Origin of the sequence: Pseudomonas sp. G5001 (genome assembly GCF_013385475.1) — a bacterium.
Classification (GTDB): Bacteria; Pseudomonadota; Gammaproteobacteria; order Pseudomonadales; family Pseudomonadaceae; genus Aquipseudomonas.
Map to the genome: position 1 here is coordinate 660,946 of NZ_JACAPZ010000005.1, position 25,690 is coordinate 686,635.

General features: G+C 61.8%; 22 protein-coding genes and 1 pseudogene. 9 read left to right on the forward strand and 14 right to left on the reverse strand.

The annotated features are described in order from the left end of the window. The first annotated feature begins 19 nt into the window (after positions 1-19). Positions 20-1,369 carry a cell envelope integrity protein CreD gene (gene creD / locus HX805_RS04445; protein ID WP_177116632.1) on the forward strand — a complete coding sequence of 450 codons (1,350 nt, stop codon included), beginning with the start codon at positions 20-22 and terminating at the stop codon, positions 1,367-1,369. A 201-nt stretch (positions 1,370-1,570) separates the two neighbouring features. Here creD and HX805_RS04450 read toward each other — a convergent pair whose 3' ends face one another. The 8 genes from HX805_RS04450 to HX805_RS04485 all read right to left on the reverse strand — a co-directional run bounded on the left by HX805_RS04450 (position 1,571) and on the right by HX805_RS04485 (position 10,586). Continuing rightward, positions 1,571-2,200: a glutathione S-transferase gene (locus HX805_RS04450; protein WP_177116633.1), complete on the reverse strand. Its 630-nt coding sequence runs from the start codon at positions 2,198-2,200 to the stop codon at positions 1,571-1,573. 35 nt (positions 2,201-2,235) lie between these two features. Further along, positions 2,236-2,412 carry a hypothetical protein gene (locus HX805_RS04455; RefSeq protein WP_177116634.1) on the reverse strand — a complete coding sequence of 59 codons (177 nt, stop codon included), beginning with the start codon at positions 2,410-2,412 and terminating at the stop codon, positions 2,236-2,238. Beyond that, complete coding sequence (locus HX805_RS04460; protein WP_177116635.1) at positions 2,409-3,512, reverse strand: PepSY domain-containing protein; 1,104 nt, start codon at positions 3,510-3,512, stop codon at positions 2,409-2,411. The genes HX805_RS04455 and HX805_RS04460 overlap by 4 nt, the downstream gene beginning before the upstream one ends. A gap of 62 nt (positions 3,513-3,574) precedes the next feature. Continuing rightward, positions 3,575-6,004 carry a TonB-dependent siderophore receptor gene (locus tag HX805_RS04465; protein WP_177116636.1) on the reverse strand — a complete coding sequence of 810 codons (2,430 nt, stop codon included), beginning with the start codon at positions 6,002-6,004 and terminating at the stop codon, positions 3,575-3,577. Between the two features lie 211 nt (positions 6,005-6,215). Further along, on the reverse strand, positions 6,216-7,184 hold the full coding sequence (locus tag HX805_RS04470) for a FecR family protein (protein WP_177116637.1): 969 nt from the start codon (positions 7,182-7,184) through the stop codon (positions 6,216-6,218). Continuing rightward, a complete protein-coding gene (locus HX805_RS04475) occupies positions 7,181-7,699 on the reverse strand; it encodes an RNA polymerase sigma factor (RefSeq protein ID WP_010167452.1) in 519 nt (172 codons plus the stop codon). The genes HX805_RS04470 and HX805_RS04475 overlap by 4 nt, the downstream gene beginning before the upstream one ends. A gap of 260 nt (positions 7,700-7,959) precedes the next feature. Continuing rightward, positions 7,960-8,667: a PolC-type DNA polymerase III gene (locus HX805_RS04480; protein ID WP_177027984.1), complete on the reverse strand. Its 708-nt coding sequence runs from the start codon at positions 8,665-8,667 to the stop codon at positions 7,960-7,962. Next, positions 8,664-10,586 (reverse strand): putative nucleotidyltransferase substrate binding domain-containing protein, encoded by a 1,923-nt coding sequence (locus HX805_RS04485; RefSeq protein ID WP_177116638.1) that lies wholly within the window; start codon positions 10,584-10,586, stop codon positions 8,664-8,666. The genes HX805_RS04480 and HX805_RS04485 overlap by 4 nt, the downstream gene beginning before the upstream one ends. A 246-nt stretch (positions 10,587-10,832) precedes the next feature. On the opposite strand from HX805_RS04485, the gene HX805_RS04490 reads away from it, so the two are divergent. Next, positions 10,833-11,279: a response regulator gene (locus HX805_RS04490; protein WP_003211086.1), complete on the forward strand. Its 447-nt coding sequence runs from the start codon at positions 10,833-10,835 to the stop codon at positions 11,277-11,279. Between the two features lie 135 nt (positions 11,280-11,414). Next, positions 11,415-11,840, forward strand: coding sequence for a hypothetical protein (locus HX805_RS04495; RefSeq protein WP_087694746.1), 426 nt, complete (start codon positions 11,415-11,417; stop codon positions 11,838-11,840). Between the two features lie 59 nt (positions 11,841-11,899). On the opposite strand, the gene HX805_RS04500 is transcribed toward HX805_RS04495, so the two are convergent. Further along, a complete protein-coding gene (locus tag HX805_RS04500; RefSeq protein ID WP_177116639.1) occupies positions 11,900-14,077 on the reverse strand; it encodes a malate synthase G in 2,178 nt (725 codons plus the stop codon). A gap of 420 nt (positions 14,078-14,497) precedes the next feature. Here HX805_RS04500 and HX805_RS04505 point away from each other — a divergent pair, with 420 nt between their 5' ends. Then, the gene (locus HX805_RS04505; RefSeq protein WP_003211081.1) at positions 14,498-15,016 is read left to right on the forward strand and encodes a glycine cleavage system protein R; all 519 of its coding nucleotides are present in this window, start codon (positions 14,498-14,500) and stop codon (positions 15,014-15,016) included. A gap of 222 nt (positions 15,017-15,238) precedes the next feature. On the opposite strand, the gene rarD is transcribed toward HX805_RS04505, so the two are convergent. The 5 genes and pseudogenes from rarD to HX805_RS04530 form a co-directional block, all read right to left on the reverse strand. Continuing rightward, positions 15,239-16,123 carry an EamA family transporter RarD gene (gene rarD / locus HX805_RS04510; protein WP_003211079.1) on the reverse strand — a complete coding sequence of 295 codons (885 nt, stop codon included), beginning with the start codon at positions 16,121-16,123 and terminating at the stop codon, positions 15,239-15,241. A gap of 107 nt (positions 16,124-16,230) precedes the next feature. After that, positions 16,231-17,205, reverse strand: a complete 975-nt coding sequence (locus tag HX805_RS04515) for a serine/threonine protein kinase (RefSeq protein WP_003211077.1) — start codon at positions 17,203-17,205, stop codon at positions 16,231-16,233. A gap of 193 nt (positions 17,206-17,398) precedes the next feature. Continuing rightward, positions 17,399-19,297, reverse strand: a pseudogene (locus HX805_RS04520) (PhoX family phosphatase). A 71-nt stretch (positions 19,298-19,368) separates the two neighbouring features. Next, positions 19,369-20,133, reverse strand: coding sequence for a TOBE domain-containing protein (locus HX805_RS04525; protein WP_177116640.1), 765 nt, complete (start codon positions 20,131-20,133; stop codon positions 19,369-19,371). A 57-nt stretch (positions 20,134-20,190) separates the two neighbouring features. Continuing rightward, entirely contained in the window at positions 20,191-20,928 is a 738-nt protein-coding gene (locus HX805_RS04530) for a ComF family protein (protein ID WP_177116641.1), read from the reverse strand. Positions 20,929-21,017: 89 nt separating this feature from the next. Here HX805_RS04530 and bioB point away from each other — a divergent pair, with 89 nt between their 5' ends. The 5 genes from bioB to bioD all read left to right on the forward strand — a co-directional run bounded on the left by bioB (position 21,018) and on the right by bioD (position 25,608). Next, complete coding sequence (gene bioB / locus HX805_RS04535) at positions 21,018-22,073, forward strand: biotin synthase BioB (RefSeq protein ID WP_003211072.1); 1,056 nt, start codon at positions 21,018-21,020, stop codon at positions 22,071-22,073. A 153-nt stretch (positions 22,074-22,226) separates the two neighbouring features. Beyond that, positions 22,227-23,405, forward strand: coding sequence for an 8-amino-7-oxononanoate synthase (gene bioF, locus HX805_RS04540; protein WP_087694742.1), 1,179 nt, complete (start codon positions 22,227-22,229; stop codon positions 23,403-23,405). Further along, on the forward strand, positions 23,398-24,129 hold the full coding sequence (locus HX805_RS04545) for an alpha/beta fold hydrolase (RefSeq protein WP_177116642.1): 732 nt from the start codon (positions 23,398-23,400) through the stop codon (positions 24,127-24,129). Before bioF ends, HX805_RS04545 begins: the two co-directional genes overlap by 8 nt. After that, positions 24,122-24,931 carry a malonyl-ACP O-methyltransferase BioC gene (bioC, locus tag HX805_RS04550; RefSeq protein ID WP_087694740.1) on the forward strand — a complete coding sequence of 270 codons (810 nt, stop codon included), beginning with the start codon at positions 24,122-24,124 and terminating at the stop codon, positions 24,929-24,931. Before HX805_RS04545 ends, bioC begins: the two co-directional genes overlap by 8 nt. Continuing rightward, on the forward strand, positions 24,928-25,608 hold the full coding sequence (gene bioD / locus HX805_RS04555; RefSeq protein ID WP_008434374.1) for a dethiobiotin synthase: 681 nt from the start codon (positions 24,928-24,930) through the stop codon (positions 25,606-25,608). The genes bioC and bioD overlap by 4 nt, the downstream gene beginning before the upstream one ends. The last annotated feature ends 82 nt before the right edge of the window (positions 25,609-25,690 follow it).

The following is a 25,690-nucleotide window of genomic DNA, read 5'->3' on the forward strand; positions in this document are numbered from 1 at the left end:
TCAAAACAGGGAGAGCTTCATGAACCGCAATCTGCTTTTCAAATTGGGCGCCATCGCGCTGCTGATCGTGCTGTTGTTGATTCCGTTGCTGATGATCCACGGGGTGATTACCGACCGTCAGCAACTGCGCGACGACGTCTTGCAGGATATCGCCCGCAGTTCCAGCTACAGCCAGCGCCTCAATGGCCCGGTGCTGGTGGTGCCTTATCGCAAGACCGTCCGGGAGTGGAAGCTCAATGAAAAGCTCAACGAACGCTACGAAGAAACCCGCGAGGTGCGTGGTCATCTGTATTTCCTGCCGGAGCAATTTGCCCTCGACGGGCAGGTGCAAACCGAAGTGCGCGCCCGGGGCATCTACCAGGCGCGGTTGTTCCACGCCGACAGCCGTATCAGTGGGCGGTTTGTGTTGCCGGAGCAGTGGGGCATCACGGAAAACTTTGCCGATTACCGCTTTGACCCGGCGTATCTGGCAGTGGGTATCAGCGACATTCGCGGCATCGAAAATGCGTTGAAGCTGGAGCTGGGCAGCCAGCAACTGGCGTTTTCCCCGGGCACTCAAGTGGCTTGGCTGGGGGAGGGTGTGCACGTGATGCTGCCCGAGCAGGACAGCCACAATCCGTCACCTTTTGACTTCGCCTTTGACCTGCGCCTGCAAGGAACCGAGCAGTTGCAAGTGGTGCCGGTGGGCAAGACCAGCCAGGTCAAGCTCGCGTCCAACTGGCCGCACCCCAGCTTTATCGGCAACTTCCTGCCGACCCAGCGCGAGGTCACCGCCCAAGGCTTCAGCGCCAATTGGCAGACCACATTCTTCTCCACCAACCTGGAAGAAGCGCTGCGCGGTTGCCTGGCCGAGCGCGGCTGTGAGGACTTCAACAGCCGCAGCTTCGGCGTGAGCTTTATCGACCCGGTGGACCAGTACCTCAAGAGCGATCGGGCGATCAAATATGCGCTGCTGTTCATTGCCCTGACGTTTGCCGGTTTCTTTCTGTCCGAGGTGCTCAAGAGCCTGGCGGTGCACCCGATCCAGTACGCGCTGGTGGGGTTTGCCCTGGCGTTTTTCTACCTGCTGCTGTTGTCGTTGTCCGAGCACATCGGGTTTGGCCCGGCTTACCTGATATCGGCGGCGGCCTGTGTGTTGCTGATCGGGTTTTACGTCTGCCATGTGCTGCGCAGTGTCGCCCATGGCCTGGGGTTTTCAGCAGGGTTGGCGGCGTTGTATGGCTTGCTGTACGGGTTGCTGAGTGCCGAGGATTACGCGTTGTTGATGGGCTCGTTGCTGCTGTTCGGGTTGCTGGGCACGGTGATGGTGCTGACCCGCAAGCTGGATTGGTATGGGGTGGGCAAGCGCAAGGAGATGGGTGATGAGTAGGTCGTTGGGGTTGCGGGAAGATCAGCAAGAGGGCGCGCAGTTAGTGGTGAGGATCAACGCGCTGTTCCCTTTGGCCCGGGAGCTTTTTGTGGCGAGGGAGCTTGCTCCCGCTGGAGTGCGAAGCGCTCCCAGGATTTTTGGGGCCGCTGCGCAGCCCAGCGGGAGCAAGCTCCCTCACCACAAGAGAACCCTTGCAGCAGGTTAGGCCGGTGGCTGGGTCTGGAGCATCGACGGCCGCTGACTCACCTCGGCATACCACGCCGCCAGCTTCGGATGGCTCGACCGCCACTGCATGTCCGGGTGGCGGAAGTCCAGATAAGCCAGTGCACACGCCACGCTGATCGCGGCCACGTCAAACGGCCCGGCCAGTTCGGCGATGGCGTCCTGTTCGAGCATGTCGAGGGCGCGGCGGATCTTGTCGCGCTGGCCTTCCAGCCACAGGTCCCAATGTTTTTCCTCGGGGCGCATGGCGGTTTCATAACGCACCAGTACGGCGGCATCCATGATGCCGTCGGCGGTCGAGGCCAGGGTCAGGCGCCGCCAGCGGGCCGGGCCGTTACGGGGGATCAGTGGAGTCCCGGTGTGTTGGTAGTCGAGGTAATCGAGGATCACCCGGCTGTCGTGCAGCGCATTGCCGTCGGCCAGGCGCAGGGCGGGGATCTTGCCCAGCGCGTTGTCCTGGATCACGTCGGCGTCAGGCTTGACAGGCGTCGGCACGCAGGCGTGCAAGATCACGCGGTCCAGTTGACCGGTCTCGTGCAACAACACCCGTACTTTGCGCACAAACGGCGAGGCAGGGTTGTGGAACAACGTCATGCTGGGGGTGGACATGGGCATTCCTCGGAAAAGGGCAGCGCTAATCTATCTCAACGCTTGAGCAACGCCCAGCTACCTATGGCGGCCGGAATGCCCAGCCCCACCCAGCTCAGCGAATCCCACAAGCCGTCCCCCAACAATGCCGCAAACAATCCGGCAGCACTCAACAACCCGATGGCCAGCGGAATGCCGAATACCTTCCAGAAATTCGATTGCCTCGGCTTCATGACTTGGCCGCCTTGCGCCGCACCAGCCACAGGTACACGCCACTGCCCAGGACGATGATGGTCAGCACATCCAGCACCGCCCACAGGATCTTCATTGGCATGCCGCCGTAGTCACCGAAGTGCAGCGGCTGGGACATGCCCATGGCGTCCATGTACCACGGCCGTTCGGCGATGGCGGTGACGTGCAGGTTGCTGGCGTCGATCAATACCGGCATCAGCAGGTGTGAAGTCAGGTGGGTGCTGCCTTTCATGAACACCGCGTAGTGATGCTCGCTGGAGAAACGCGTGCCGGGGAACGCGATAAAGTCCGGCTCCATCCCGGGCGCGGCCTTGGCGGCAATCGTCAGCAGGTCGGTGGCGGGGGCGCGCAGGGTCAGCGGCGGGGCGTTTTTGTAAGGCTCGATCATTGCGCTGAGGCTGTCGGTGCGCCACGCGGCGATGATCAGGTCGGCGCAGGCGCTGATCACGCCGGTCACGCCCACTACCAGCGCCCAGGTCAGGGTGACCACGCCGATCAAGTTGTGCAGGTCGAGCCAGCGCAGGCGCGTGGATTTGTCCTGGCGCACGGTGGCGAATTTCAGCCGGCGCATGAACGGCAGGTACAACACCGTGCCGGAGATGATCGCCAGCACAAACAGAATGCCCATGAACGCCAGCAGCAACTTGCCCGGCAGCCCGGCGAACATATCGACGTGCAGGCGCAGCAGGAACATCGTCAGCCCGCCGTTGGCCGAAGGCGTTTCCACGGCCTCGCCGGTGCGGGCGTCGAGCATGAAGGTGTGGGAGGAATTGGGTTCGGTGCCGGCGGTGGCGGCCATGATCGCGATCACGCCGTTCTTGTCGTCTTCGTCCCAGGCCAGGTATTGCATGGCTTCGCCGGGGCGATGGGCCTGGGCTTTGGCAACAAGCTGTTCGAGGTTCAGCTGTGGGGTATCGGCGGGCATCTGTGCCAGCTCGGGTTCGTTGCCCAGCAGGTGGTCGATCTCGTGGTGGAAGATCAACGGCAGGCCGGTGAGGGCGAGCAGCAGCAGGAATACGGTGCAGACGAGGCTGGTCCAGGTGTGGATGAAGGACCAGCGGCGGATGGTTTTGCTTTTCATTTTCTAGCCTTCAGACACACCGAAGCCGCCCACGGGGGCGGCCCGGTTGTTAACTCAGCCGATTACCACTGGTAGGTGGCACTGGCGACGACGCTGCGTTGGTCGCCGTAGTAGCAGTAGGAAGCATCGCAGGTGGAAATGTAGTCCTTGTCGAACAGGTTGGTGGCATTCAGTTTCACCGAAGCCCCCTTGAGGCTATTGTCCAGGCGGCCGAGGTCGTAATGCACGGAGGCATCGAACACGGTGTAGGCATTGGCCTTGCCCAGCCAGGTGTTGCCCTGGTCGCCATAGGTATTGCCGGTGTAGCGGGCACCCGCGCCAATGCCGAAACCGTCGAGCACACCGGCGTGCCAGGTGTAGTCGGTCCACAGTGAGGCTTGCTGGTTTGGCATCAGTTGCAGGCGGTTGCCTTTGTATTGGCCTTTTTGCACTTCGGATTTGGCCAGGGTGTATGCAGCGATGACCTTAAGGTTCTCGGTCACGTCAGAGACGGCTTCCAATTCCAGGCCCTTGACCTTCACTTCGCCGGTCTGGTCGGTGATCGACTGGCCACCGGCACCGAAGCTGGTAACCAGCACGTTCTTTTGGGTCAGGTCATAGACCGCAGCGCTCAGCAGGGTATTTGAGCCGGGTGGCTGGTACTTGACCCCCAATTCCCATTGCTTGCCTTCGGTGGGTTTGTACGACTCGGTTGGCGAGACGCTGGCGTTACTCGCTGGCTGGAACGATTCGGCGTAGGAGAGGTACGGAACGAAGCCCGAATCGAACACATAGCTCAGCGCGGCGTTGCCACTGAAGTTCTTGCTGCGGTCGGTATTGGTTGCATCGTTTTTGTTGAAGTAGGTGGTGCCTTGGTGCACCCAGTCTTCACGCCCGCCGAGGGTCAGGCGCCACTGGTCCAGGGCCATCTGGTCCTGGGCGTAAAGGCCAGTCTGGATGGTTTTCTGGTTGTAGTCGTAATAAGCGGTGGAGCGCGCCGGACGCACCACCGGCTTGGTGTTGACGGGGTTGTAGAGGTTGACTGTGCCGCCGTCACCGAAGATCGACAGGTACGAGGTGTCGGTGCGCTGGTGATCCAGGCCGAGCAACAGCGTGTGGGTGATATCACCGGTGGCGAAGTCAGCCTGGAAATTGTTGTCGACGGCGAACTGGCCGATGCTTTCGTCGACGTTGGTCGACGAGCGGCTGGTATTGCCCTCGGCATCAATGGTCGAGTAACCGTAGGAACCCACGGTCAGCTGCTGGAAAGCCAGCTCCGACTTGGTGTAACGCAGGTTCTGCTTGAACTGCCAGGTATCGTTGAAGCGATGCTCGAAGGCGTAGCCCAGCGCGTAGTAGGTGCGGTCGTAGTACTCGTAGTCCGGGTCGCCGAGGTTCTTGTGATGAGAGATGTCCCCCAGCGGCGATTTGATCTTGGTGCCGACAATGGGCAGGAACTGACTGGTAGCACCGGTATCGTCGCGGGTGAACTGCGACAGGAACGTCAGCTTGGTGTCGGTATCAATATTCCAGGTCAGGCTGGGGGCGATGTTGTAGCGCTTGTTGTCGATGTGATCGACCTGGGTGCCGGCGTCGCGCACCACACCGCTGAGGCCGTAGAGAAACTGGCCTTCATCATCGATCTTGCCGCTGCTGGCGAAGTTGATCTGGCGGTAGTTGTCGCTGCCGTACTGCACCTGGATGGCATTGCTCGACTCGGCACTTGGACGTCGGCTGACCATATCCAGCAGGCCACCCGGTGGCGTCTGGCCGTAGACCGACGAGGCCGGCCCACGCAGCAGCGCAAGGCGGTCGAGGTTCCAGGTTTCGGCTTTCGGGTTGGCATACACGCCGCGTGGCAGCGGCAGGCCGTCGAGGAACTGGGTGGGTTCGAAGCCGCGTACACGCATCCAGTCGTAGCGGGTGTCACTGCCGTAGCTGGCGGACACGATACCGGGCATGTATTTGACGGCGTCATCCAGGTTCTGGACGTTGCGGTCCTGCATTTGCTGGCGAGTGGCGACGGAGATCGAACGCGGGGCTTCGACCAGTGCGGTATCGGTCTTGGTGCCGGCAGCGGTGCGGGTCGCCAGGTAACCGTCAACCGGCCCCCATGCGCTTTCCGCGTCGGCCTGGCCGGTAATGCTGGTCTCCGGCAATGCCACGACCCCATCCGGGATCGCTACCAGGCTGAACGTGCCTGCACTGCTTTGCTCCAGTTGCAGCCCGGTCCCGCGCAACGCTTCACGCAATGCGCCTTGTGCATCGAATTGCCCTTTTACCGGCGCGGAAGTCTTGCCCGCTGCCAACCCCGGGTTCAGCGTCAGCGCCAAACCGGCCTGGCTGGCGATCTGGTTCAGGGTGGTGGCCAGCGACGCTGCCGGCAGATTGTAGGCGCGCACACTGGACGCTTGTTCGGCGGCGAGCAACTGGGTGCTGGCCAGCGGAGCGCTGAGGGCAATGGCCACGGCCAACAGGCTGGGGCGCAACAAGGTGTCTAGCGTGCGGGACATAGGGCGGCTCCTGAATGGAAATATTTCTCAATTGCCTATGTGCCGAGCGAGATGCAAAAAGTGATAGGGCTCGATGAAAATAATTTCTATTAGTGGGTGAGTGCTGTTTTTGAGGGCCTCATCGCAGGCAAGCCAGCTCCCACAGGGGAACGCATTCCACCTGTGGGAGCTGGCTTGCCTGCGATGACAATGGCCTATGCACCACAGGAGCCTACGGCTTGGGCGCCACCGTCACCCACCACGGCGTGTGTTGTTGAATCTGCACCGGCAAGGTCGGCAGCAGCGCGTTCAGTGCCAGGTTGGTGTCGTGCAGCGGGAAGCTGCCGGTGATCCGCAAGTCTGCCACTTGTTTATCCACACCCAGGTAGCCGGTGCGGTAGCGGCTCAGTTCCTCAACCACGTCGCCAAGGCGCGCGTTGTCCACCACCAGCATGCCGCGCGTCCAGGCGTCGGTGCCGGGGCTGACGGCAAGCATCGGGCCGAGGCTGTCGCGGCGCATCAGCACTTGCTGGCCTTCCTTGAAGATCTGCTCTTGATGCAGCGCTTCAGGCTGTGCGCCGACGGCAGACAGCAACACGCTGAGGCGGGTGCCATCTTCCTCGCGCTTGACGATAAACCGTGTGCCCAGGGCGCGCAGGCTGCCTTCGCGGGTTTCGACAAAAAACGGGCGGGCGTCGTTGTGGCCGGTTTCGACAAGGATCTCGCCTTCCTGCAATACGATCAGCCGACGTTTCTCGTCAAAGCGCACGTCAATGGCGCTGTGGGTGTTGAGGTTGATCACGGTACCATCCGCCAGCTTCAGGGTGCGCTGTTCACCGGTGGCGGTGCGCTGGTCTGCCAGCCAATAGTTGAGCGGCACGTAGCGCTGGCCGACGAACAATGCCAGGCCGCACACCAGCACCACACTGGCCAGGCCGCTGCCGAGCTTGCGCACGCGGCGGCGAATGCCTTCGCGTGACTGCAGCAATGCCGCACGGGCCGGGCCCGAGGCCACACTGAAACGCTGATCGAGCATGCCCAACTGGCGCCAGGCGCGGGCGTGTTCTTCGTTGCTGGCCAGCCATTTGGCGAATTCTTCCTGCTCCACGGCGCTGCCGTCGCCCGAGTCGAGGGACAGTTGCCAGGCAATGGCCGCGTCGAGCACCCGCGCCGACACCGGCTTGGAACTGACCGGGCTCACAGCGGCTCGCCATACAGGGCGATGTAGCACTGGCGGATACCCTGGGCCAGGTATTGCCGCACCCGCGGCACGGAAACCCCCAGGCGCTGGGCGATTTCGGCGTGGCCCATGCCGTCGAGGCGGTTGTAGAGGAAGGCCGCGCGGGCCTTGCTCGAGAGTTTGCCCAGCAGGCGGTCGATGGCCTTGAGGTCTTCGAGGATCAGTTGCTGTTCTTCCGGGGACGGGTGCTCACTTTCCGGGATCAGCATCAGTTCGGTGAGGTAAGCCTGTTCCAGCGCGGCGCGGCGGAAATAATCGAACAGCAGGCCCTTGGCGATGGCCACCAGAAACGCCCGCGGCTCGCGGGGTTCACGCAGTTCTTCACGGCCCAGCAGGCGCATGAAGGTGTCCTGGCTGAGGTCTTCGGCGCGGCTGGGGCAGGCCACGTTGCGTCGCAGCCACGCCAACAGCCAGCTGCGATGGTCGCGGTACAACGCGCCAACAAGCTCACTGTGGGGACTTTGGATTGACGACAAGGCGACACCGATCGGAAAGTTTAAACTAACGAGAATTATTCGCGATTGTGGCAGAGGTGTAAGGCGGGTGCAATTGGCGTTGGTCGGGCGGCGGCGTAATGCTATCTATCATGATGATGCCATTTGCTGTGGCGAGGGAGCTTGCTCCCGCTCGGCTGCGCAGCAGTCGTAATCCTGGCAGTGCATTTATTCAGTTGGAAATGGGTTGGCTGATTTGGGGGCGCTTCGCACCCCAGCGGGAGCAAGCTCCCTCGCCACCATTAGAATGAGGGGGCTTGCTTGCGGCGTTTCCATTGGCCCAGGCGCTGTTGTAACGCGTGCGGGCTGTCGATCTGCTGCTGCCGTGCACGGCTGAACAAAATCAGCATCAGTTCCGCCGTTGCCAGCGCATCCGCACTGGCATGGTGACGCTCGCCCACTTGCAGCTTGAAATGCGTGATCCAGTCATCCAGCCCGGCTTCGCGGATGTTGGCGTCGGGGCACAGCAGCGGGGCGATGTCGGCCACGTCCAGGAACGGGTGGTTCAAGCGATAGCCCAGGCTGTCCTTGAGTGCCCGGCACAGCATGTGTTGATCGAAGGGCGCATGAAACGCCAGCAGCGGGCTGTCGCCGACAAACTCCATGAAGTCCATCAGCGCTTCTGCCGGGTCACTGCCCGCTGCAATGGCGCTGGGCCCCAGGCCATGGATCAGCACGCTGGGGCTGAGCTTGGTCTCGGCCCGGTGCAGGGTGCGCTCGAATAATTGCGAGAAGTCCACTGCGCCGTCCTCGATCACCACGGCGCCAATCGAAAGCACCTGGTCACGATTGAGGTTCAGGCCGCTGGTTTCCAGGTCCACCACCACCCAGCGCTGGGCCCGCAGCGATCCGTCCCCCAGCTCCCCAGGTGTGGGCAATTGTTCGACGCGCCGTTGTTGTGCCGCATCCAGGCCAGGTTTGGGTTTGCGCAACCAGCCAAACCAGTTCACAGCTGATACCGCAACGTCAGGCTGCCTTGCAGGCGTTGGGCCTGGCGCAGGGATTCGCGCAGGATGCGCCGGTCGAGGTGGTTGAGGCTGTCGGGATCGACGCGGTTGGAGTAGGGCAGGTTCTCGCGGGTTTGCAGTTGGTGTTGTTGCATGCGGGTTTGCTGGATGAAGTGATAGGCCTCTTCATAGGCGGCGCCATCAAGGCGTTCGATGACTTCCCTGGCCACCAGTTGGCGCAAGCGCTCCAGGGTGTTGATGGCGCTGATGCCGTTGGCCAATGCCAGCAGACGGGCACCGTCGACAAATGGCGTGAGGCCTTGCACCTTGAGGTCGAGGGTTGCCTTGTCGGCGCCTTTGCGCGTCAACACAAAATCCCGGAAGCGCCCTACCGGCGGGCGCTGGCGCAACGCGTTCTCGGCCAGCATGCGCTGGAACAAACGGTTGTCTGCCACCTGGTCGAGAATGCCCTGGCGCAATTGCTCGCACCCTTGCTCATCGCCCCACACCACCCGCAAATCAAAATAGATGCTCGAACCCAGCAGATTCTCCGGCGTCGCCTCACGGATAAACCCGGCAAAGCGCCGCGCCCATTCCGCCCGGGACAGGCACAGCTCCGGGTTACCGGCCATGATATTGCCCTTGCACAGGCTGAAGCCGCACAGCGCCAGGCTCTGGTTGATCTGTTGTGCCAGCGGCAGCAGGCGCCCGCGAATCTCGGCGGCTTCGGCGGCGTCCCGGGCTTCGAACAGGATGCCGTTGTCCTGGTCGGTATACAGCGTCTGCTCGCGGCGGCCCTCGCTGCCGAAACACAGCCAGCTGAATGGCACGCCCGGGTCGCCCTTGTCGGCCAGGGTCAACTCGATGACACGGCACACCGTGTGATCGTTGAGCAAGGTGATGATGTGGGTGATCTGCGTAGACGACGCGCCGTGGGCGAGCATGCGCTCCACCAACTGGCCGATTTCGCCACGAATCGCCACCAGGTTTTCGACCCTGGGTGCATTGCGGATGGTGCGCGCCAGGTGCACCAGGTCAACCCGCTGCAGGGAAAACAGGTCACGCTCGGACACCACGCCACACAGGCGCTGATCCTTGACCAGGCACACGTGGGCGATATGCCGCTCGGTCATCGCAATCGCCGCGTCGAAGGCGCTGTGGTCCGGCGTGAGGAAAAACGGCGCCTGGGTCATATGGCGCTCGATGCCCTGGTTGAAATCACTGGTGCCGTCGGCCACCACCTGGCGCAGGTCCCGCAGGGTGAAAATCCCCAGGGGCGCCTTGTGTTCATCGACGATCACAATGCTGCCCACTTGCTGCTCGTGCATTTGCGTGACCGCTTCACGCAGCGGCGTCAGCGGGCTGCAGGTGACCGGGTGACGCATGGCCAATTCGCCCAGGCGGGTGTTCAGCGAATATTGGGTGCCGAGGGTTTCCACGGCCTTTTGCTGGACTTGCTGGTTGACCTGGTCCAGCAAGCTGCTCACGCCGCGCAAGGCAAAGTCGCGAAACGCGCTGGAAAGGGCGAACAGCTTGATAAAGGCCGGCTTGTTCAGTTGCAGGCAGAAGGTGTCTCCGGCGGCTTTGTGCTCGGTACGGGTGGCCCGCTCCCCCAGCAGCGCCGCCAGCGGAAAACATTCACCGGTGGTGATTTCAAAGGTGGTTTCTGTCGAGTCCGGCCGCTCGCCGACTACGCGACCCTGCTTGACGATATAGAAGTGTTCCACCGGCCCGCCCGAGGGCTTGAGGATGCTCTCGCCGGGGCCGTAGAAGCGCAATTGACACTGCTCTACCAGAAATCCCAGGTGGGCGTTTTCCATTTGGTTGAACGGCGGGAAGCGTTGCAGGAATTGCAGGGTGCCGTGGATGTTCTGCAACACAGCGGTTTTCCCCGCTTGTGTGAAAGCATCAGCTTTACTCATACCTATGACCGCAGTTTTTTTGTCGTTATCGTGCCCCATGGTCGACTCCTGCGCTGCGGGTGCCCATTGGACGTAAGTCTAGGTAGCGTTATGCCTTCCACGACTAGGGAAAAACCTTACATGAATATCGTCCAAACCCCGTAGAACGCCCACTAGGCAAACTTTCCGACGAAGTGCACATTGTTCGCCCTTCCGGCGATGTCTGACTTCTGTGCTGGGAGATTGAATAGAACTGCCGAGAAACGTATGTCCGACCACGATATTTTGAGTGATGCCGAGCGCGAGGCCCTGAGTGCTGTTATGCAGGAGCCGGATTTGCCGCCACAACGGGTTTTGATCGTGGATGACGACAAGGACGCGCGCGAACTGTTGGCAGAAATTCTTGGCCTGGACGGCATTCGTTGCATGACCGCCGACAGCGGCGAGGCTGCATGGGACTTGTTGAGTTCCAGCAGCTCCATCGGCTTGCTGATCACCGACCTGCGCATGACGCCGAGCAACGGGCTGCAATTGATTCGCCAGGTGCGCGAATCCACCCGGGCGGCGCTGCCGATCATCATCATGTCGGGTGACGCCGAAGCGCCGGATGTGATTGATGCGATGCACTTGAGCGTGGTGGACTTTTTGCTCAAGCCGATTGATAGCGTGAAGCTGGCGAAGATGGTGAAGCGGGAGTTGGGGATGGCGTCCTAGACGGTGCCATTGGTCTGATTTCGCGAAGAACTGTCAATTCTGACAGTAGGAAAGTATCGAACTTCGCATGTTTACTGATTAGGAGGGGGTGGGTCGCAGGCCTGCACCTAATCAATTTGTGGACAGGAGTTCATCATGAGTACTGAAAAATTCAATATCGATGAGAAAGAACTGCACAAGGCCAAGACTTTAAGCAGTGGTGATGCTCGTATTGAAGTTTCGCGAGATGGCACCTTGAGTCATGTATTTGTGCCTACAGACGTCTTTGGCTATCTCTCCTGGAGCGCTTTGGACGGTGCAGTTGAGAGTGTTCGTATCTACTACGGAAGCGACTTGAAAGCCGGGCCGCATCATCGGAAAGCTCCACTTCTTAATGTCACCTACCGCGATGCCGACGGCCATTCATACCATCAGCCTGTGCTGGGTGACCTCACTGTGCTGGTCGATCGTCCGGAGTCCGGTACTACCTTCAAGCACATCGGGAAACTTACAAACGTAACGTTTGAATCGGACGGAGGAACGGTCACGCTTAATGGGAACTACACCGTTGAGTCCGATTGACATCCCAAACAAAAAAGCCCTGATCGATAGGTCAGGGCTTTTTCGTTTCTAGCGCTTACTCACAGACCATTCTTGGCCTTGAACTCCCGACGCCGACGGTGCAACACCGGCTCGGTATAGCCGTTCGGCTGCTTCGTCCCCTCAATCACCAACTCCACCGCTGCCTGGAACGCGATGTTGCTGTCGAAATCCGGAGCCAGCGGGCGGTACAGCGCATCCCCGGCGTTCTGACGGTCCACCACCGGCGCCATGCGCTTGAGGCTTTCCATCACCTGGGCTTCATTGACGATGCCGTGGCGCAACCAGTTGGCAATGTGCTGGCTGGAGATACGCAGGGTGGCGCGGTCTTCCATCAGGCCGACGTCGTTGATGTCCGGGACTTTCGAGCAACCCACGCCCTGGTCGATCCAGCGCACCACGTAACCGAGGATGCCCTGAGCGTTGTTGTCCAGCTCGTTGCGGATTTCTTCGTCGGACCAATCGGTATTCTGGGCCAGGGGAATGGTCAGGATATCGTCTACCGAAGCACGTTCGCGCTTGGCCAGTTCGGCCTGGCGGGCGAACACGTCAACCTTGTGGTAGTGCAGCGCATGCAGCGCAGCCGCCGTCGGCGAAGGAACCCACGCGGTGTTGGCGCCGGCCAGCGGGTGAGCAATCTTCTGCTCCAGCATGGCGGCCATCAGGTCGGGCATCGCCCACATGCCTTTACCAATTTGTGCGCGGCCTTGCAGGCCGGTGCTCAAGCCGATATCGACGTTCCAGTTTTCGTAGGCGCCGATCCACTTCTCGGCCTTCATGGCGGCCTTGCGCACCATCGCGCCGGCTTCCATGGAGGTGTGGATCTCGTCGCCGGTACGGTCGAGGAAGCCGGTGTTGATAAACACCACACGCTCGCTGGCCGCCTTGATGCAGGCCTTGAGGTTGACCGTGGTACGACGCTCCTCGTCCATGATCCCGACTTTGAGCGTATTGCGCGGCAGCTTCAGCACGTCTTCGATGCGACCAAACAGCTCGTTGGTGAACGCGGCTTCTTCCGGGCCATGCATTTTCGGTTTAACGATGTAGACCGAACCGGTGCGGCTGTTCTTGCGGCGGGTGTTGCCGTTAAGGCTGTGGATCGCCGACAGGCTGGTGAGCAGGCCATCGAGAATGCCTTCCGGCACTTCGTTGCCATCCTTGTCGAGGATCGCGTCGATGGTCATCAAGTGGCCAACGTTACGCACGAACAGCAGCGAACGACCGTGCAGGGTCAATTCCTTGCCGTCGGCACCGGTGTAGACGCGGTCGGCGTTCATGGTGCGGGTAAAGGTCTTGCCACCCTTGGCGACTTCTTCCGACAGGTCGCCCTTCATCAGGCCGAGCCAGTTGCGGTAGATCACCACCTTGTCATCGGCATCGACGGCGGCGACGGAGTCTTCGCAGTCCATGATGGTGGTCAGGGCGGCTTCCATCAGCACGTCTTTCACGCCGGCGGCGTCGGTCTGGCCGACCGGGGTGCTGGCGTCGACCTGGATTTCGAAGTGCAGGCCGTTGTGCTTCAGCAGGATGGCGGTCGGCTTGGCTGCGTCGCCCTGGTAGCCGATCAACTGGGCATCGCTGCGCAGGCCGCTGTTGCTGCCGCCCTTGAGGCTGACCACGAGCTTGCCGTCGACGATCTTGTAGCCGGTGGAATCCACATGGCTGCCGGCAGCCAGTGGTGCGGCTTCGTCGAGGAAGGCGCGGGCGAAGGCGATGACCTTGTCGCCACGCACCTTGTTGTAGCCTTTGCCTTTCTCGGCGCCGTCGGCTTCGCTGATGGCATCGGTGCCATAGAGCGCGTCATACAGCGAACCCCAGCGCGCATTCGAGGCGTTGAGGGCGAAACGGGCGTTCATCACCGGTACTACCAGCTGCGGGCCGGCCATGTGGGCAATTTCTTCATCGACGTTTTGGGTCGAGGCCTGGAAATCCGCGGCTTCTGGCAGCAGGTATCCGATATCTTGAAGGAAGGCTTTGTAGGCCACGGCGTCGTGTGCCTGGCCGGCGTGTGCCTGGTGCCAGGTGTCGATCCGCACTTGAAAATCGTCGCGTTTGGCGAGTAGGGCTTTGTTCTTCGGCGCCAGGTCGTGGATGACCTTGTCGGCACCGGCCCAGAACTGGTCGGCGGTAATGCCGGTACCAGGAATGGCTTCGTTGTTCACGAAGTCGAACAGGACTTTGGCGACCTGCAGGCCACCGACTTGAACGTGTTCAGTCATTGCTTGCCTCACTCTGCGGAGCTTATGCGCTTTTCAGCTTTTCAATTTACCAATGAAGCCTCTGGCCATGTAAACCGTGAACACGCTGCACCAGTACATGCCGTAGAAGGCGGCTGGGCGGGCTGCGTCGCGGTGCGTGGTTGCCTTGGCAGACATCGACCTAACGTTATGTAGTGCGCGATTGGGCATACTACATGATGAGTTGCGGTTGTGAAAATTAGACTAAATACGTCGTTTAGCGACCCACTTTGGTCGTACGGTCACAGTGGGGTACGGGATGTTCTCAAAAAACTATTGGATTGTTCCATATAAATATAAAAATGGTACACGATTTGTTTTCGTGGCTACCTGAGTCCACCTTGGTAGGTACGAGGGGAACGCCTGGTTCCTACCTGATTTTCATAAGAAGAGGACGACACCATGGACCATCTCGTACTGACTGTCATCGCCCCGGACAAACCCGGTGTGGTCGAACGCATCGCCCAATGCATCGCCGCCCATGGCGGCAACTGGCTGGAAAGCCGCATGGCGCACATGGCCGGGCAGTTTGCCGGGATTTTGCGGGTGAGCGTGCCGGCGGAAAATCGGCTGGACTTGATTGGCGCGCTGGAAGACTTGTCCACCCACGGCATTCGCGTGCTGCTGGGCGAAAGCAGTTCGCTCGCCCCCAGCGAGTCGCAACCCATCGCGATGGAACTGGTCGGTAACGACCGGCCGGGGATTGTTCGCGACATCACCGCGCTGCTCAGCAAGCAGGGTGTCAACCTGGAGCGCTTGATCACCGACGTGCGCCCGGCGCCCATGAGCAGCGACCTGCTGTTCCACGCCGAAGCCTTGCTGGCGGTGCCGTTGACGCTGCCGCTGGAAACCTTGCAGGCGGCGCTGGAAACCCTGGCCGACGACTTGATGGTGGAACTGGAACTACGCAGCGAGGAATAGTTGCCCACAAGGTTATGCATGGAAATCTTGCATGGGCCTGTGGATAACCTGTAGAGACCCGCGTCCGGCCCAGGCGGGCCGTGGCTCTTCGCCAGCTGGCTAAAAAACGAACAGTTTCAAGGGCTTGTGCACAAACGCCGGGGACCAGGCTGTGGATAACCTTGGGGTGAATGCCTGCAAGCCACACCGGCCGTGGCTTGCAGAGTTTTGTACGTTATTTGATCAGTTTTTCCGCACAGTCATCCAGGCGTCGATGCTGTAAACCACCAGGCCGGCCCAGATAAAGCAGAAGGCGATCAGCGTGGCGGGTGCCAGGTGTTCGTTGAACAACAGCACGGCTTCCAGCAGCACCAGGGTGGGCGCCACGTATTGCAGGAAGCCCAGGGCGGTGTAGGGCAAATGCCGTGCGGCGGCGTTGAAACACACCAGCGGGATCAGCGTCACCGGGCCTGCGGCCACCAGCCACCACGCTTCGGAGGTGCTCCAGAATTCCATCTGTGCGCTGTGGGCCGAGGGGTTGAACAGCAACCATGCGATGGCAATCGGGACCAGCATCCAGGTTTCCACCACCAGCCCGGGCAATGCCTTGACCGGCGCCTGCTTGCGGATCAACCCGTAGAAACCAAAGGTCGCCGCCAGGACCAGGGATACCCACGGCAGGCTGCCGACTTGCCATACCTGTTGCGCCACACCTACCGCTGCCAGGCCCACGGCCACCCATTGCAGGCGGCGCAGGCGCTCGCCGAGGATCACCATGCCCAGCAGCACGTTCACCAGCGGGTTGATGTAGTAACCCAGGCTGGCCTCCAGCATGCGGCCACTGTTCACCGACCACACATAGGTCAGCCAGTTGGCCGCGATCAAGGTGCCGCTCAGGGCCAGGATCGCCAGGCGCCTGGGGTTGTCCCGCAGTTCTCGGAGCCAGCCCGGGTGTTTCCAGACTATCAGCAGCAGACTGCCGAACAGCGCCGACCACAGCACGCGGTTGACGATGATTTCTGCGGCGGGAACGCTGGCGATGGCCTTGAAGTAGATCGGGAACAGGCCCCAGATGACGTAGGCGCTCAGGCCCAATATGTACCCGCGACGGGGGTTGGCGGCTTGCATGCAGAATCCTTGCTTAGGCAGCTAACAAAGCCGCGATTGTAAGGATATTTGTCAGCGGATGTGTGTTGAAAGTGTAGGGCCCAAGGTCAGGGCCCAGACGGCAGGGATCAGAACAGCTTCAACGGTTCTTCGTTGAGCGCCGACAACTGTTCACGCAACGCCAGAACCTGGTCGCCCCAGTAACGTTCGCTGCCAAACCAGGGAAAGCTGTGGGGGAACGCCGGGTCGTCCCAGCGCCGTGCAAGCCAGGCGCTGTAGTGCATCAGGCGCAGGGCACGCAGGGGTTCGATCAGGGCCAGCTCGCGCGGGTCGAAGTCGTGGAATTCCTGGTAGCCGTCCATCAATTCCGACAGTTGCCCCAGGCATTCCTGACGATCACCGGCGAGCATCATCCACAGGTCCTGAACGGCGGGGCCCATGCGGCAGTCATCGAGGTCGACGATATGGAACATCTCGTCGCGGCACATCATGTTGCCGGGGTGGCAATCGCCGTGCATGCGGATGTTCTTGTGGGGCGTGGCCTTGTAGACCTCCTCCACACGCTTGAGCAGGTCGCGGGCCACGGACTCGTAGGCTGGCAGCAGGCTGCGAGGAATGAAGTTGCCTTCCAGCAGGGTGTTCAAAGAGTCGTGACCGAAGTTCTTCACGCCCAGGGCTTCGCGGTGTTCGAAGGGGCGGGTGGAACCGACCGCATGCAGGCGGCCGAGCAATTGGCCGAGGCGATACAACTGGTCGAGGTTGCCCGGCTCCGGTGCGCGTCCGCCACGGCGCGGGAACAGGGTGAAGCGAAAACCCGCGTGCTCGAACAGGCTTTCACCGTTGTGAATCATCGGCGCCACCACCGGCACTTCGCACTCGGCCAGTTCGAAGGTGAAGCTGTGTTCTTCGAGGATCGCTTCGTTGGTCCAGCGTTGCGGCCGATAGAACTTGGCGATCAAGGGCTCGGAGTCTTCGATGCCGACCTGGTAGACACGGTTTTCGTAGCTGTTGAGCGCGAGGATGCGGGCGTCGCTGAGGAAACCGATGCTTTCGACTGCGTCGAGCACCAGGTCAGGGGTCAGTGTTTCAAACGGGTGTGCCATGCGAACTCCTGCGCGCAGCAGGGCGCCGCGTCCGGCCGGGTATGGTAACGCACCGGGGTCGAGATAGGTGGTGACTGTTCTGACGCCTTCGCGAGCAAGTCGAATCGTCGCACCGCCGCTCCCACATTAAACCGAGTCCTGGCTTTGGAATGCGGTCAAGTGTGGGAGCGGGCTTGCTCGCGAAGAGGCCTTATCAGGCGCCGACGATCCCGCCATCATCCCGACGAATCGCCATCACCGAGGACCGTGGCTTGCCATTTGGCAGATGCTCCGGCCAGGTCGAGCCACCGGTTTCCCCCGGATGCTGAATCCCCACAAACAGGGTTTTCTGGTCCGGCGAGAAGCTGATCCCGGTCACTTCACAGGCCACCGGCCCCACCATGAACCGCCGAATTTCACCGGTCGACGGGTCGGCACACAGCATCTGGTTATTGCCCATCCCGGCAAAGTCGCCGCCGTTGCTGTAGTCGCCATCGGTGAGGATCCACAACCGCCCGGCCTTGTCGAAGCCCAGGCCGTCCGGACTGTTGAACATGTTCTGCGGGTTGATGTTGGACGAGCCGCCCTTTGGCGTCCCGGCATGCACGGTCGGGTTGCCGGCCACCACGAACAAATCCCAGCTGAAGTCCGGCGCGCCATGGTCGTTGGCATTGGCCTTCCAGCGCAGGATCTGCCCGTAGACGTTTTTCTCCCGCGGGTTCGGGCCGCCCACCGGCTGGCCGTCTTCGCCGCGCTTGGCGTTGTTGGTCAGGGTGCAATACACCTGGCCGTCGGTGGGGCTGACCACGATCCATTCCGGGCGGTCCATGCGGGTGGCTTTCACCACGCTGGCGGCCAGGCGCGCGTGGATCAGCACTTCGGCCTGGCTGGCAAAACCGCTGTTGGCGTCGATGCCGTTCTTGCCGTAGGTCAGCTCGACCCATTGGCCCTGGCCCTTGGGATGGTCGGCATTGCCGTCGCCCGCGTCGAAAATCGCCACATACAAGGTGCCGTGGTCCAGCAGGTCCTTGTTGGCCTTGGGATTCTTGTGATTGATCTTGTCGCGGCTGATGAACTTGTAGATGAACTCGCCGCGCTCGTCGTCGCCCATGTACACCACGGCGCGGCCGTCGCGGGTTTCCGCCAGCGCAGCATTTTCATGCTTGAAGCGGCCGAGGGCGGTGCGCTTGACCGGTGTGGATTGCGGGTCGAACGGGTCGATTTCCACTACCCAGCCATGGCGGTTGAGTTCGTTGGGATTCTTGGCCATGTCGAAGCGCGGGTCGTGGGGGTGCCAGTTGATGTCTTTGCTGGCGGCGACCACGCCATAGCGTTTCTGCCCGGCGTCGAAGGTCTGTTGCGGGTTGCTGCTGCCGAAGCAGTCGGTGAAGTTCTCTTCTCAGGTGAGATACGTGCCCCACGGGGTCTTGCCGTTGGCGCAGTTCTGGAAGGTGCCGAGGACTTTTTTGCCGGTTTTGTCGGCGCTGGTTTTCAGCCAGGCATGGCCCGCCGCGGGGCCGCCGAAGCGGATGGGCGAGTTGCCGTGGATGCGCCGGTTGTAGCGCGAGTCCTGGACGAACTGCCAGGTGTCGCCTTTGCGCCGTACTTCGATCACCGACACGCCTTCGCTGGCCAACGCCTTGCGCACGTCTTCGGCCGATTGCGGCGCGCCACCGTGGGCGTAGAGGTAGCGGTAGTTGGTGTATTCGTTGTTGATCGCCATCAGCGCGCGGTTGTCGTCACCGGGGAAGGCGAACAGGCTCATACCGTCGTTGTTGTCGCCGAACTGCTGTTCCTGGGCCTTGGCCGTGCCGTTGCCGCTGGGGTCGAAGGCCGGCGCGTTCTTGTGCAGCGGCTGGCCCCAGCTGATCAGTACCGAAGCGCTGTAGCCGGGCGGCAGGGTGATGGTGTCGCTGGTGGCCGAGGCGATGCTGGCGAACCCCAGCAACGGGCTGTTCGACGCGACGTTGACCGCCAGGGCGCTGCGGGTCAGCAGGTTGCCACCGAGGAACATCGCCGCACCGCATAGGGCGCCGGCGCCGATAAAACGCCGGCGGGTGAGGCCGACCATCTGTTCCAGGTCGGTGGCTTGGTTTTCTTCTAATAGGCTCATTTCAGGCTCCCTGCGGGTTTTTGCAGCCACCTTAGGGAGCAGTCGTGACGAAATTGTTGCAGTTTGAAGCACTACACCGGAGTGCCCAGCAGCACGTTGCTGGGGGAGAACTGCACCTTCACCTGCCGGCCTTCGGCGGCATTAATCTGTGCAAGCGCGTCGGGCCGGGCCAGGGCGCAGAGAACCTGGCCGTTGGGCAAGGTGATCCGCACCTCGCTGGGGCCGTCTTCGGCATCGAGAATGGCGTCGATTTTTCCTTCCAGGCAATTGTGTCCAGGTGTTGCTGCCTGCATGACGGCCAGTACTTCAAGCCAGCCGGCCTTGATCAGGGCGACGACTTCGGTGCCGATCTCCAGCTCCAGGCGCAAGGTGCTGTCGTGGGTGATCTGCGCATCCAGGCGCAGCCCGGCTGCCAGCTCCAGGCGAATCAGGTCATTGCGGCCGTGGTTGTCGATGGCGATCACCCGGCCGTGCAACTGGTTACGTGCGCTGGTGCGCAGCATCAGGCGGCCCAGCAGGTTGAAGTCGCTGGCGTCTTCGGCGCAATCCAGCACCTGGGCTTGCAGTACCTGCAGGCGTTGGTAAAGGCGTAATACCCGCTCACCCTCGGCCGTCAACCTGGCGCCGCCACCGCCCTTGCCGCCGACGCTGCGTTCCACCAGGGGCTTTTGCGCCAGGTTGTTCAGTTCGTCGATGGCGTCCCAGGCCGCCTTGTAGCTCAGCCCCGCACTCTTTGCGGCGCGGGTGATGGAGCCTTGTTCGGCAATATGTTGCAGCAGTGCAATGCGCTGCGGGCGACGGACGATGTGTTGGCTCAAGAGGGTTGGCAGGGACATGGTTACACGCTTCGATGGAATGGGCAGACGTTGCGGGCAGGGCGCCCGCGAGTCAAGTCATGTGCCGGGCTTGGGCGTCCGTGCCAGGCAATACACATCCACCTGTCGGGCGCCGGCATCCATCAACAGGCGGGCGAGACTGCTGGCGGTGGCGCCGGTGGTCAGTACGTCGTCGATCAGCGCCAAGTGCCGGCCTTTGACTTGCGCGCCGTCGGCCCGGGCGAAGGCCTGGTGCAGGTTGCGCTTGCGGGTCCTGGCGTCGAGGTCTTGCTGCGCCACGGTTTCACGCGGCCGTGACAGCAGGTGCTCATCCCAGGGGATGTTCAGGTCCTCACTCAGCCAGCGGGCGAGCATCGCCGCCTGGTTGAACCCCCGTTCCCGCAGGCGTTTGCGGGCCAGGGGCACGGGCAGCAGGCAGTCGGGGCGAGCCAGCGCGGCATCTTCATAGCGGTGTTGCAGGAATTGTCCCAACAGGTGCGCAAGCAGGTGCCCCAGCGGCCAGCGGGCCTGATGCTTGAAACGGCTGATCAGGCTGTCGATGGGGAAGCTGTAGGTCCACGGCGCGACGACCTGCTTGAACGCCTGAGGTTGCTTCAAGCACTGGCCGCACACCAGGCCCGTCGCCGGCAACGGCAGTGCGCACACCTCGCAATGTTCCATCAGCCAGGGCAGCTCGGTTTCGCAGGCGCCGCAGACAGGATCGGCCGTTCCGCTGCTTTCATCGCAGATTAAACAGGCTTGGTTGCTTTTTAACCAGATGTAAACCTCGTGTTTGTTCTCAAGTTGACAGTGCATGAATCTTCCTTAAATATGCCGAGCATCCGTGTCGTACCTGTGGGTATTACTCCCACAGGGCTTGCCAAAGCATAATCAAGGAATCGCCCATGAGCGCCAGCATCACTGCCAACCTGCGTCACGATTGGTCTTTAGCCGAAGTCAAAGCGCTGTTCGTACAGCCCTTCAACGACCTGTTGTTCCAGGCGCAGACCGTGCACCGCGCGCATTTCGACGCCAACCGCGTCCAGGTTTCCACGCTGCTGTCGATCAAGACCGGCGCCTGCCCGGAAGATTGCAAATATTGTCCGCAGTCGGGCCACTACAACACGGGCCTGGAAAAAGAGAAGCTGATGGAAGTGCAGAAGGTCCTCGAAGAGGCCGCTCGCGCCAAGGCCATCGGTTCGACCCGTTTCTGCATGGGCGCCGCCTGGAAGCATCCGTCGGCCAAAGACATGCCCTACGTGCTGGAGATGGTCAAAGGCGTGAAAGCCATGGGCCTGGAAACCTGCATGACCCTCGGCCGTCTCGACCAGGACCAGACCGAAGCCCTGGCCCAGGCCGGCCTCGATTACTACAACCACAACCTCGACACGTCGCCGGAGTTCTACGGTTCGATCATCACCACCCGCACCTACGGCGAGCGCTTGCAAACCCTGGCGTACGTGCGTGATTCGGGGATGAAGATCTGCTCCGGCGGCATCCTCGGCATGGGCGAGTCCCTGGACGACCGCGCCAACCTGCTGATCCAGTTGGCCAACCTGCCGGAGCATCCGGAATCGGTGCCGATCAACATGCTGGTGAAAGTTGCCGGCACGCCGCTGGAAAACGCCGACGACATCGACCCGTTCGACTTCATCCGCATGCTGGCGGTGGCGCGCATCCTGATGCCGCAGTCCCATGTGCGGCTGTCGGCCGGGCGTGAGGCGATGAACGAGCAGATGCAGGCCCTGGCATTCTTTGCTGGCGCCAACTCGATTTTCTACGGCGACAAGCTGCTGACCACTGCCAACCCGCAGGCGGACAAGGACATGCAACTGTTCTCGCGCCTGGGCATCTTGCCGGAAGCTCGTGAAGAGCACGCCGATGAAGTGCACCAGGCGGCGATCGAGCAGGCGCTGGTGGAGCAGAAGAGCAGCGAGCAGTTTTACAACGCGGCTGTTTGATAAGTCCACTTTGGAATGCCATCCAAATGTGGGAGCGGGCTTGTTCGCGAAGGCGGTGTGTCAGCCAATACATAAGCTGACTGATCCACTGCTTTCGCGAGCAAGCCCGCTCCCACATTTTTGACCGCGTTCACCCTGATCTACCGAGGTCTCATGTCTTTCGATCTCGCCGCGCGTCTTGCGGCTCGTCGTGCCGAACACCTGTATCGCCAACGTCCACTGCTGCAGAGCCCGCAAGGCCCTGACGTGGTGGTCGACGGCCAGCCGTTGCTGGCGTTCTGCAACAACGATTACCTGGGCCTGGCCAATCACCCGCAAGTGATTGAAGCCTGGCGCGCGGGCGCGGCTCGCTGGGGCGTGGGTGGCGGCGCTTCGCATCTGGTGATCGGCCACAGCACGCCGCACCATGAACTGGAAGAGGCCCTGGCCGACCTCACCGGTCGCCCGCGGGCGCTGCTGTTCACCACCGGTTACATGGCCAACCTTGGCGCCGTCACCGCGCTGGTGGGGCAGGGCGATACGGTGCTGGAAGACCGCCTTAACCACGCCTCGTTGCTGGATGCCGGTTTGCTCTCGGGTGCGCGCTTCAATCGTTACCTGCACAACGATGCTGAAAGCCTGGCCAAGCGCCTGGAGAAAGCCACCGGCAATACGCTGGTGGTGACCGACGGCGTGTTCAGCATGGACGGCGACCTGGCGGATCTGCCCTCACTGGCCCGTGAAACCCGGGCCAAGGGCGCATGGTTGATGGTGGATGACGCCCATGGCTTCGGGCCTTTGGGCGCCAACGGTGGCGGGATCGTCGAGCATTTTGGCTTGAGCCAGGAAGACGTTCCGGTGTTGGTGGGCACTCTGGGCAAAGCCTTCGGTACTGCCGGCGCGTTTGTCGCGGGCAGCGAAGAGCTGATCGAAAGCCTGATCCAGTTCGCCCGCCCGTATATCTACACCACCAGCCAACCGCCGGCATTGGCCTGCGCCACGCTGAAAAGCCTGGAATTGCTGCGCACCGAGCATTGGCGCCGTGAGCATCTCAATGGGCTGATCCGCCAGTTCCGCCAGGGCGCCGAGCAGATTGGCCTGGAACTGATGGACAGTTTCACGCCGATCCAGCCGATCATGATTGGCGACAGTGCCCGCGCGGTGCGTTTGTCGCAGATGCTGCGCGAGCGCGGGCTGATGGTGACGGCGATTCGGCCACCGACCGTGCCTGCCGGTAGCGCTCGCCTGCGGGTGACCCTGACGGCGGCCCACAGCAACGCCCAGGTGCAGCTATTGTTAAGCGCATTGGAAGAGTGTTTCCGCTTGTTAGGCCAGGAGCCCGACCATGCGTGATCGACTGATATTGCTGCCTGGCTGGGGCCTCGGCGTTTCGCCGCTGGAACCGCTGGCGGCGGCGTTGCAGGGGCTGGATGAACACTTGCAGGTGCAGATCGAACCGTTGCCGGACGTGGAGTCGGACGACCTTCAAGAGTGGCTCGATGAGCTGGATTCGACCTTGCCCCAAGACGTCTGGCTGGGTGGTTGGTCCCTCGGCGGCATGCTTGCTGCCGAGTTGGCCGCCCGGCGCGGTGATCATTGTTGCGGTTTGCTCACCTTTGCCAGCAACGCAAGCTTCGTGGCCTGGTCCCGCTGGGACCATGGCATGCACGAAGAGGATTTTATTGCGTTTCTTGACGGTTGCCGCCTTGATCCGGTTGCGACGTTAAAACGCTTCAGTCTGCTTTGCGCCCGGGGCTCCAGCGATCCCCGATCACTTGCTCGGCTATTGCTGGCGGGTGCCCCTAAAACCTCCGCGCAGACCTTGCTCAGTGGTCTGGAGCTGTTGGGCCGATTGGACACCCGTCAGGCGTTGGTCGACTTTCAAGGGCCGCAGTTGCATCTGTTTGCCGGGCTGGACGGGCTGGTTCCGGCTGAAGTGGCCGGTGAGTTGTTCGCCTTGTTGCCTGACGTTGAAATCGGCCTGATTGAACAGGCCGGTCACGCTTTTCTACTGGAGGACCCCCACGGTGTGGCGGGGGCCATCCAGGCTTTTTTGCATGAGTGCGGTGATGACTGATTTGTCCCATGTGCTGCCTGGCGGCTTGCCAGACAAGCGCCAGGTAGCGGCCTCCTTTTCCCGCGCAGCCGCCAGTTACGACAGCGTTGCCGAGTTGCAGCGTGCGGTGGGCAGCGAGCTGTTGCGGCGTTTGCCCGAAGGTCTTTCTCCACAACGCTGGCTGGACCTGGGCAGTGGCACGGGCTATTTCAGTCGTGTGCTGGGCCAGTCATTTGCGGGTAGCCAGGGTTTGGCCCTGGATATCGCCGAGGGCATGCTCAAACACGCCCGGCCGCTGGGCGGTGCACAACATTTCATCGCTGGCGATGCCGAGCGCTTGCCCTTGCAGGACGCCAGTTGCGGGCTGATCTACTCCAGTTTGGCAGTGCAGTGGTGTTCGGATTTCGCCGCAGTGCTCAGCGAAGCGCAGCGCGTATTGCAGCCCGGCGGCGTGCTGGCGTTTGCCAGCCTCTGCGTGGGTACGCTGGATGAGTTGCGCGAAAGCTGGCGCGCAGCGGATGGCATGGTTCATGTGAACCGCTTCCGGCCGTTCAGTGCTTATGAGCAACTGTGCGCAGCCAGTGGTTTGCGGGTGCGCAGCCTGGAGCAGTGTCCCCACGTGTTGCATTACCCCGACGTGCGCAGCCTGACCCATGAACTGAAAGCGTTGGGTGCGCACAATCTGAACCCGGGGCGCCCAGGAGGGTTGACGGGCCGGGCGCGGATTGTTGCACTGGTGCAAGCCTACGAGCAGTTCCGCCAGGCCCAGGGCCTGCCGGCAACTTATCAAGTGGTGTACGCCGTCCTGGAGAAACCTCTATGAATGCCGCTTACTTCATCACGGGGACCGACACCGACGTCGGCAAGACCACCGTCGCTGCTGGCCTGCTGCATGCCGCGCGGCAAGCCGGCAAAAGTACGGCGGCGGGCAAGCCGGTAGCCTCTGGGTGCCAGCTGACGCCCAAGGGCCTGCGCAATTCGGACGCCCTGGCGTTGCTGGCCGAGTGTTCGTTGCCGTTGAGTTATGCCGAGGTCAACCCGGTGGCCTTCGAGCCGGCCATCGCGCCGCATCTGGCGGCCCGTGAAGCCGGCGTGGCGCTGACGGTGCAGTCGTTGTTGAAACCCATGCAGCACGTTCTCGCCAAACAGGCGGACTTCACCTTGATCGAAGGTGCGGGCGGCTGGCGTGTGCCATTGGCGGACCAGGACAATTTGTCGGACCTGGCCCAGGCGCTGAAGCTGCCGGTGATCCTGGTGGTGGGTGTGCGGTTGGGGTGTATCAGCCACGCGTTGTTGACCGCAGAAGCCATCGCCCGGGACGGGTTGCCGCTGGCGGGCTGGGTGGCCAATATCATCGACCCCAAGACCTCTCGTCTGGAAGAAAACCTCGCGACCCTGGCTGAACGACTCCCCGCGCCATGCCTGGGAAGGGTGCCCAAGCTCAAGCATCCCAGCGCCGAAGCGGTCGCCGCGTACTTGCAACTGGACCTGCTTGACTAGTTTTGCCTATCGCGAAGGCATTATGCCATTAGTGTTTTTGACGGGCGTTTTGCCGGTAGGTCTGCTTCAATAACAGTTCACG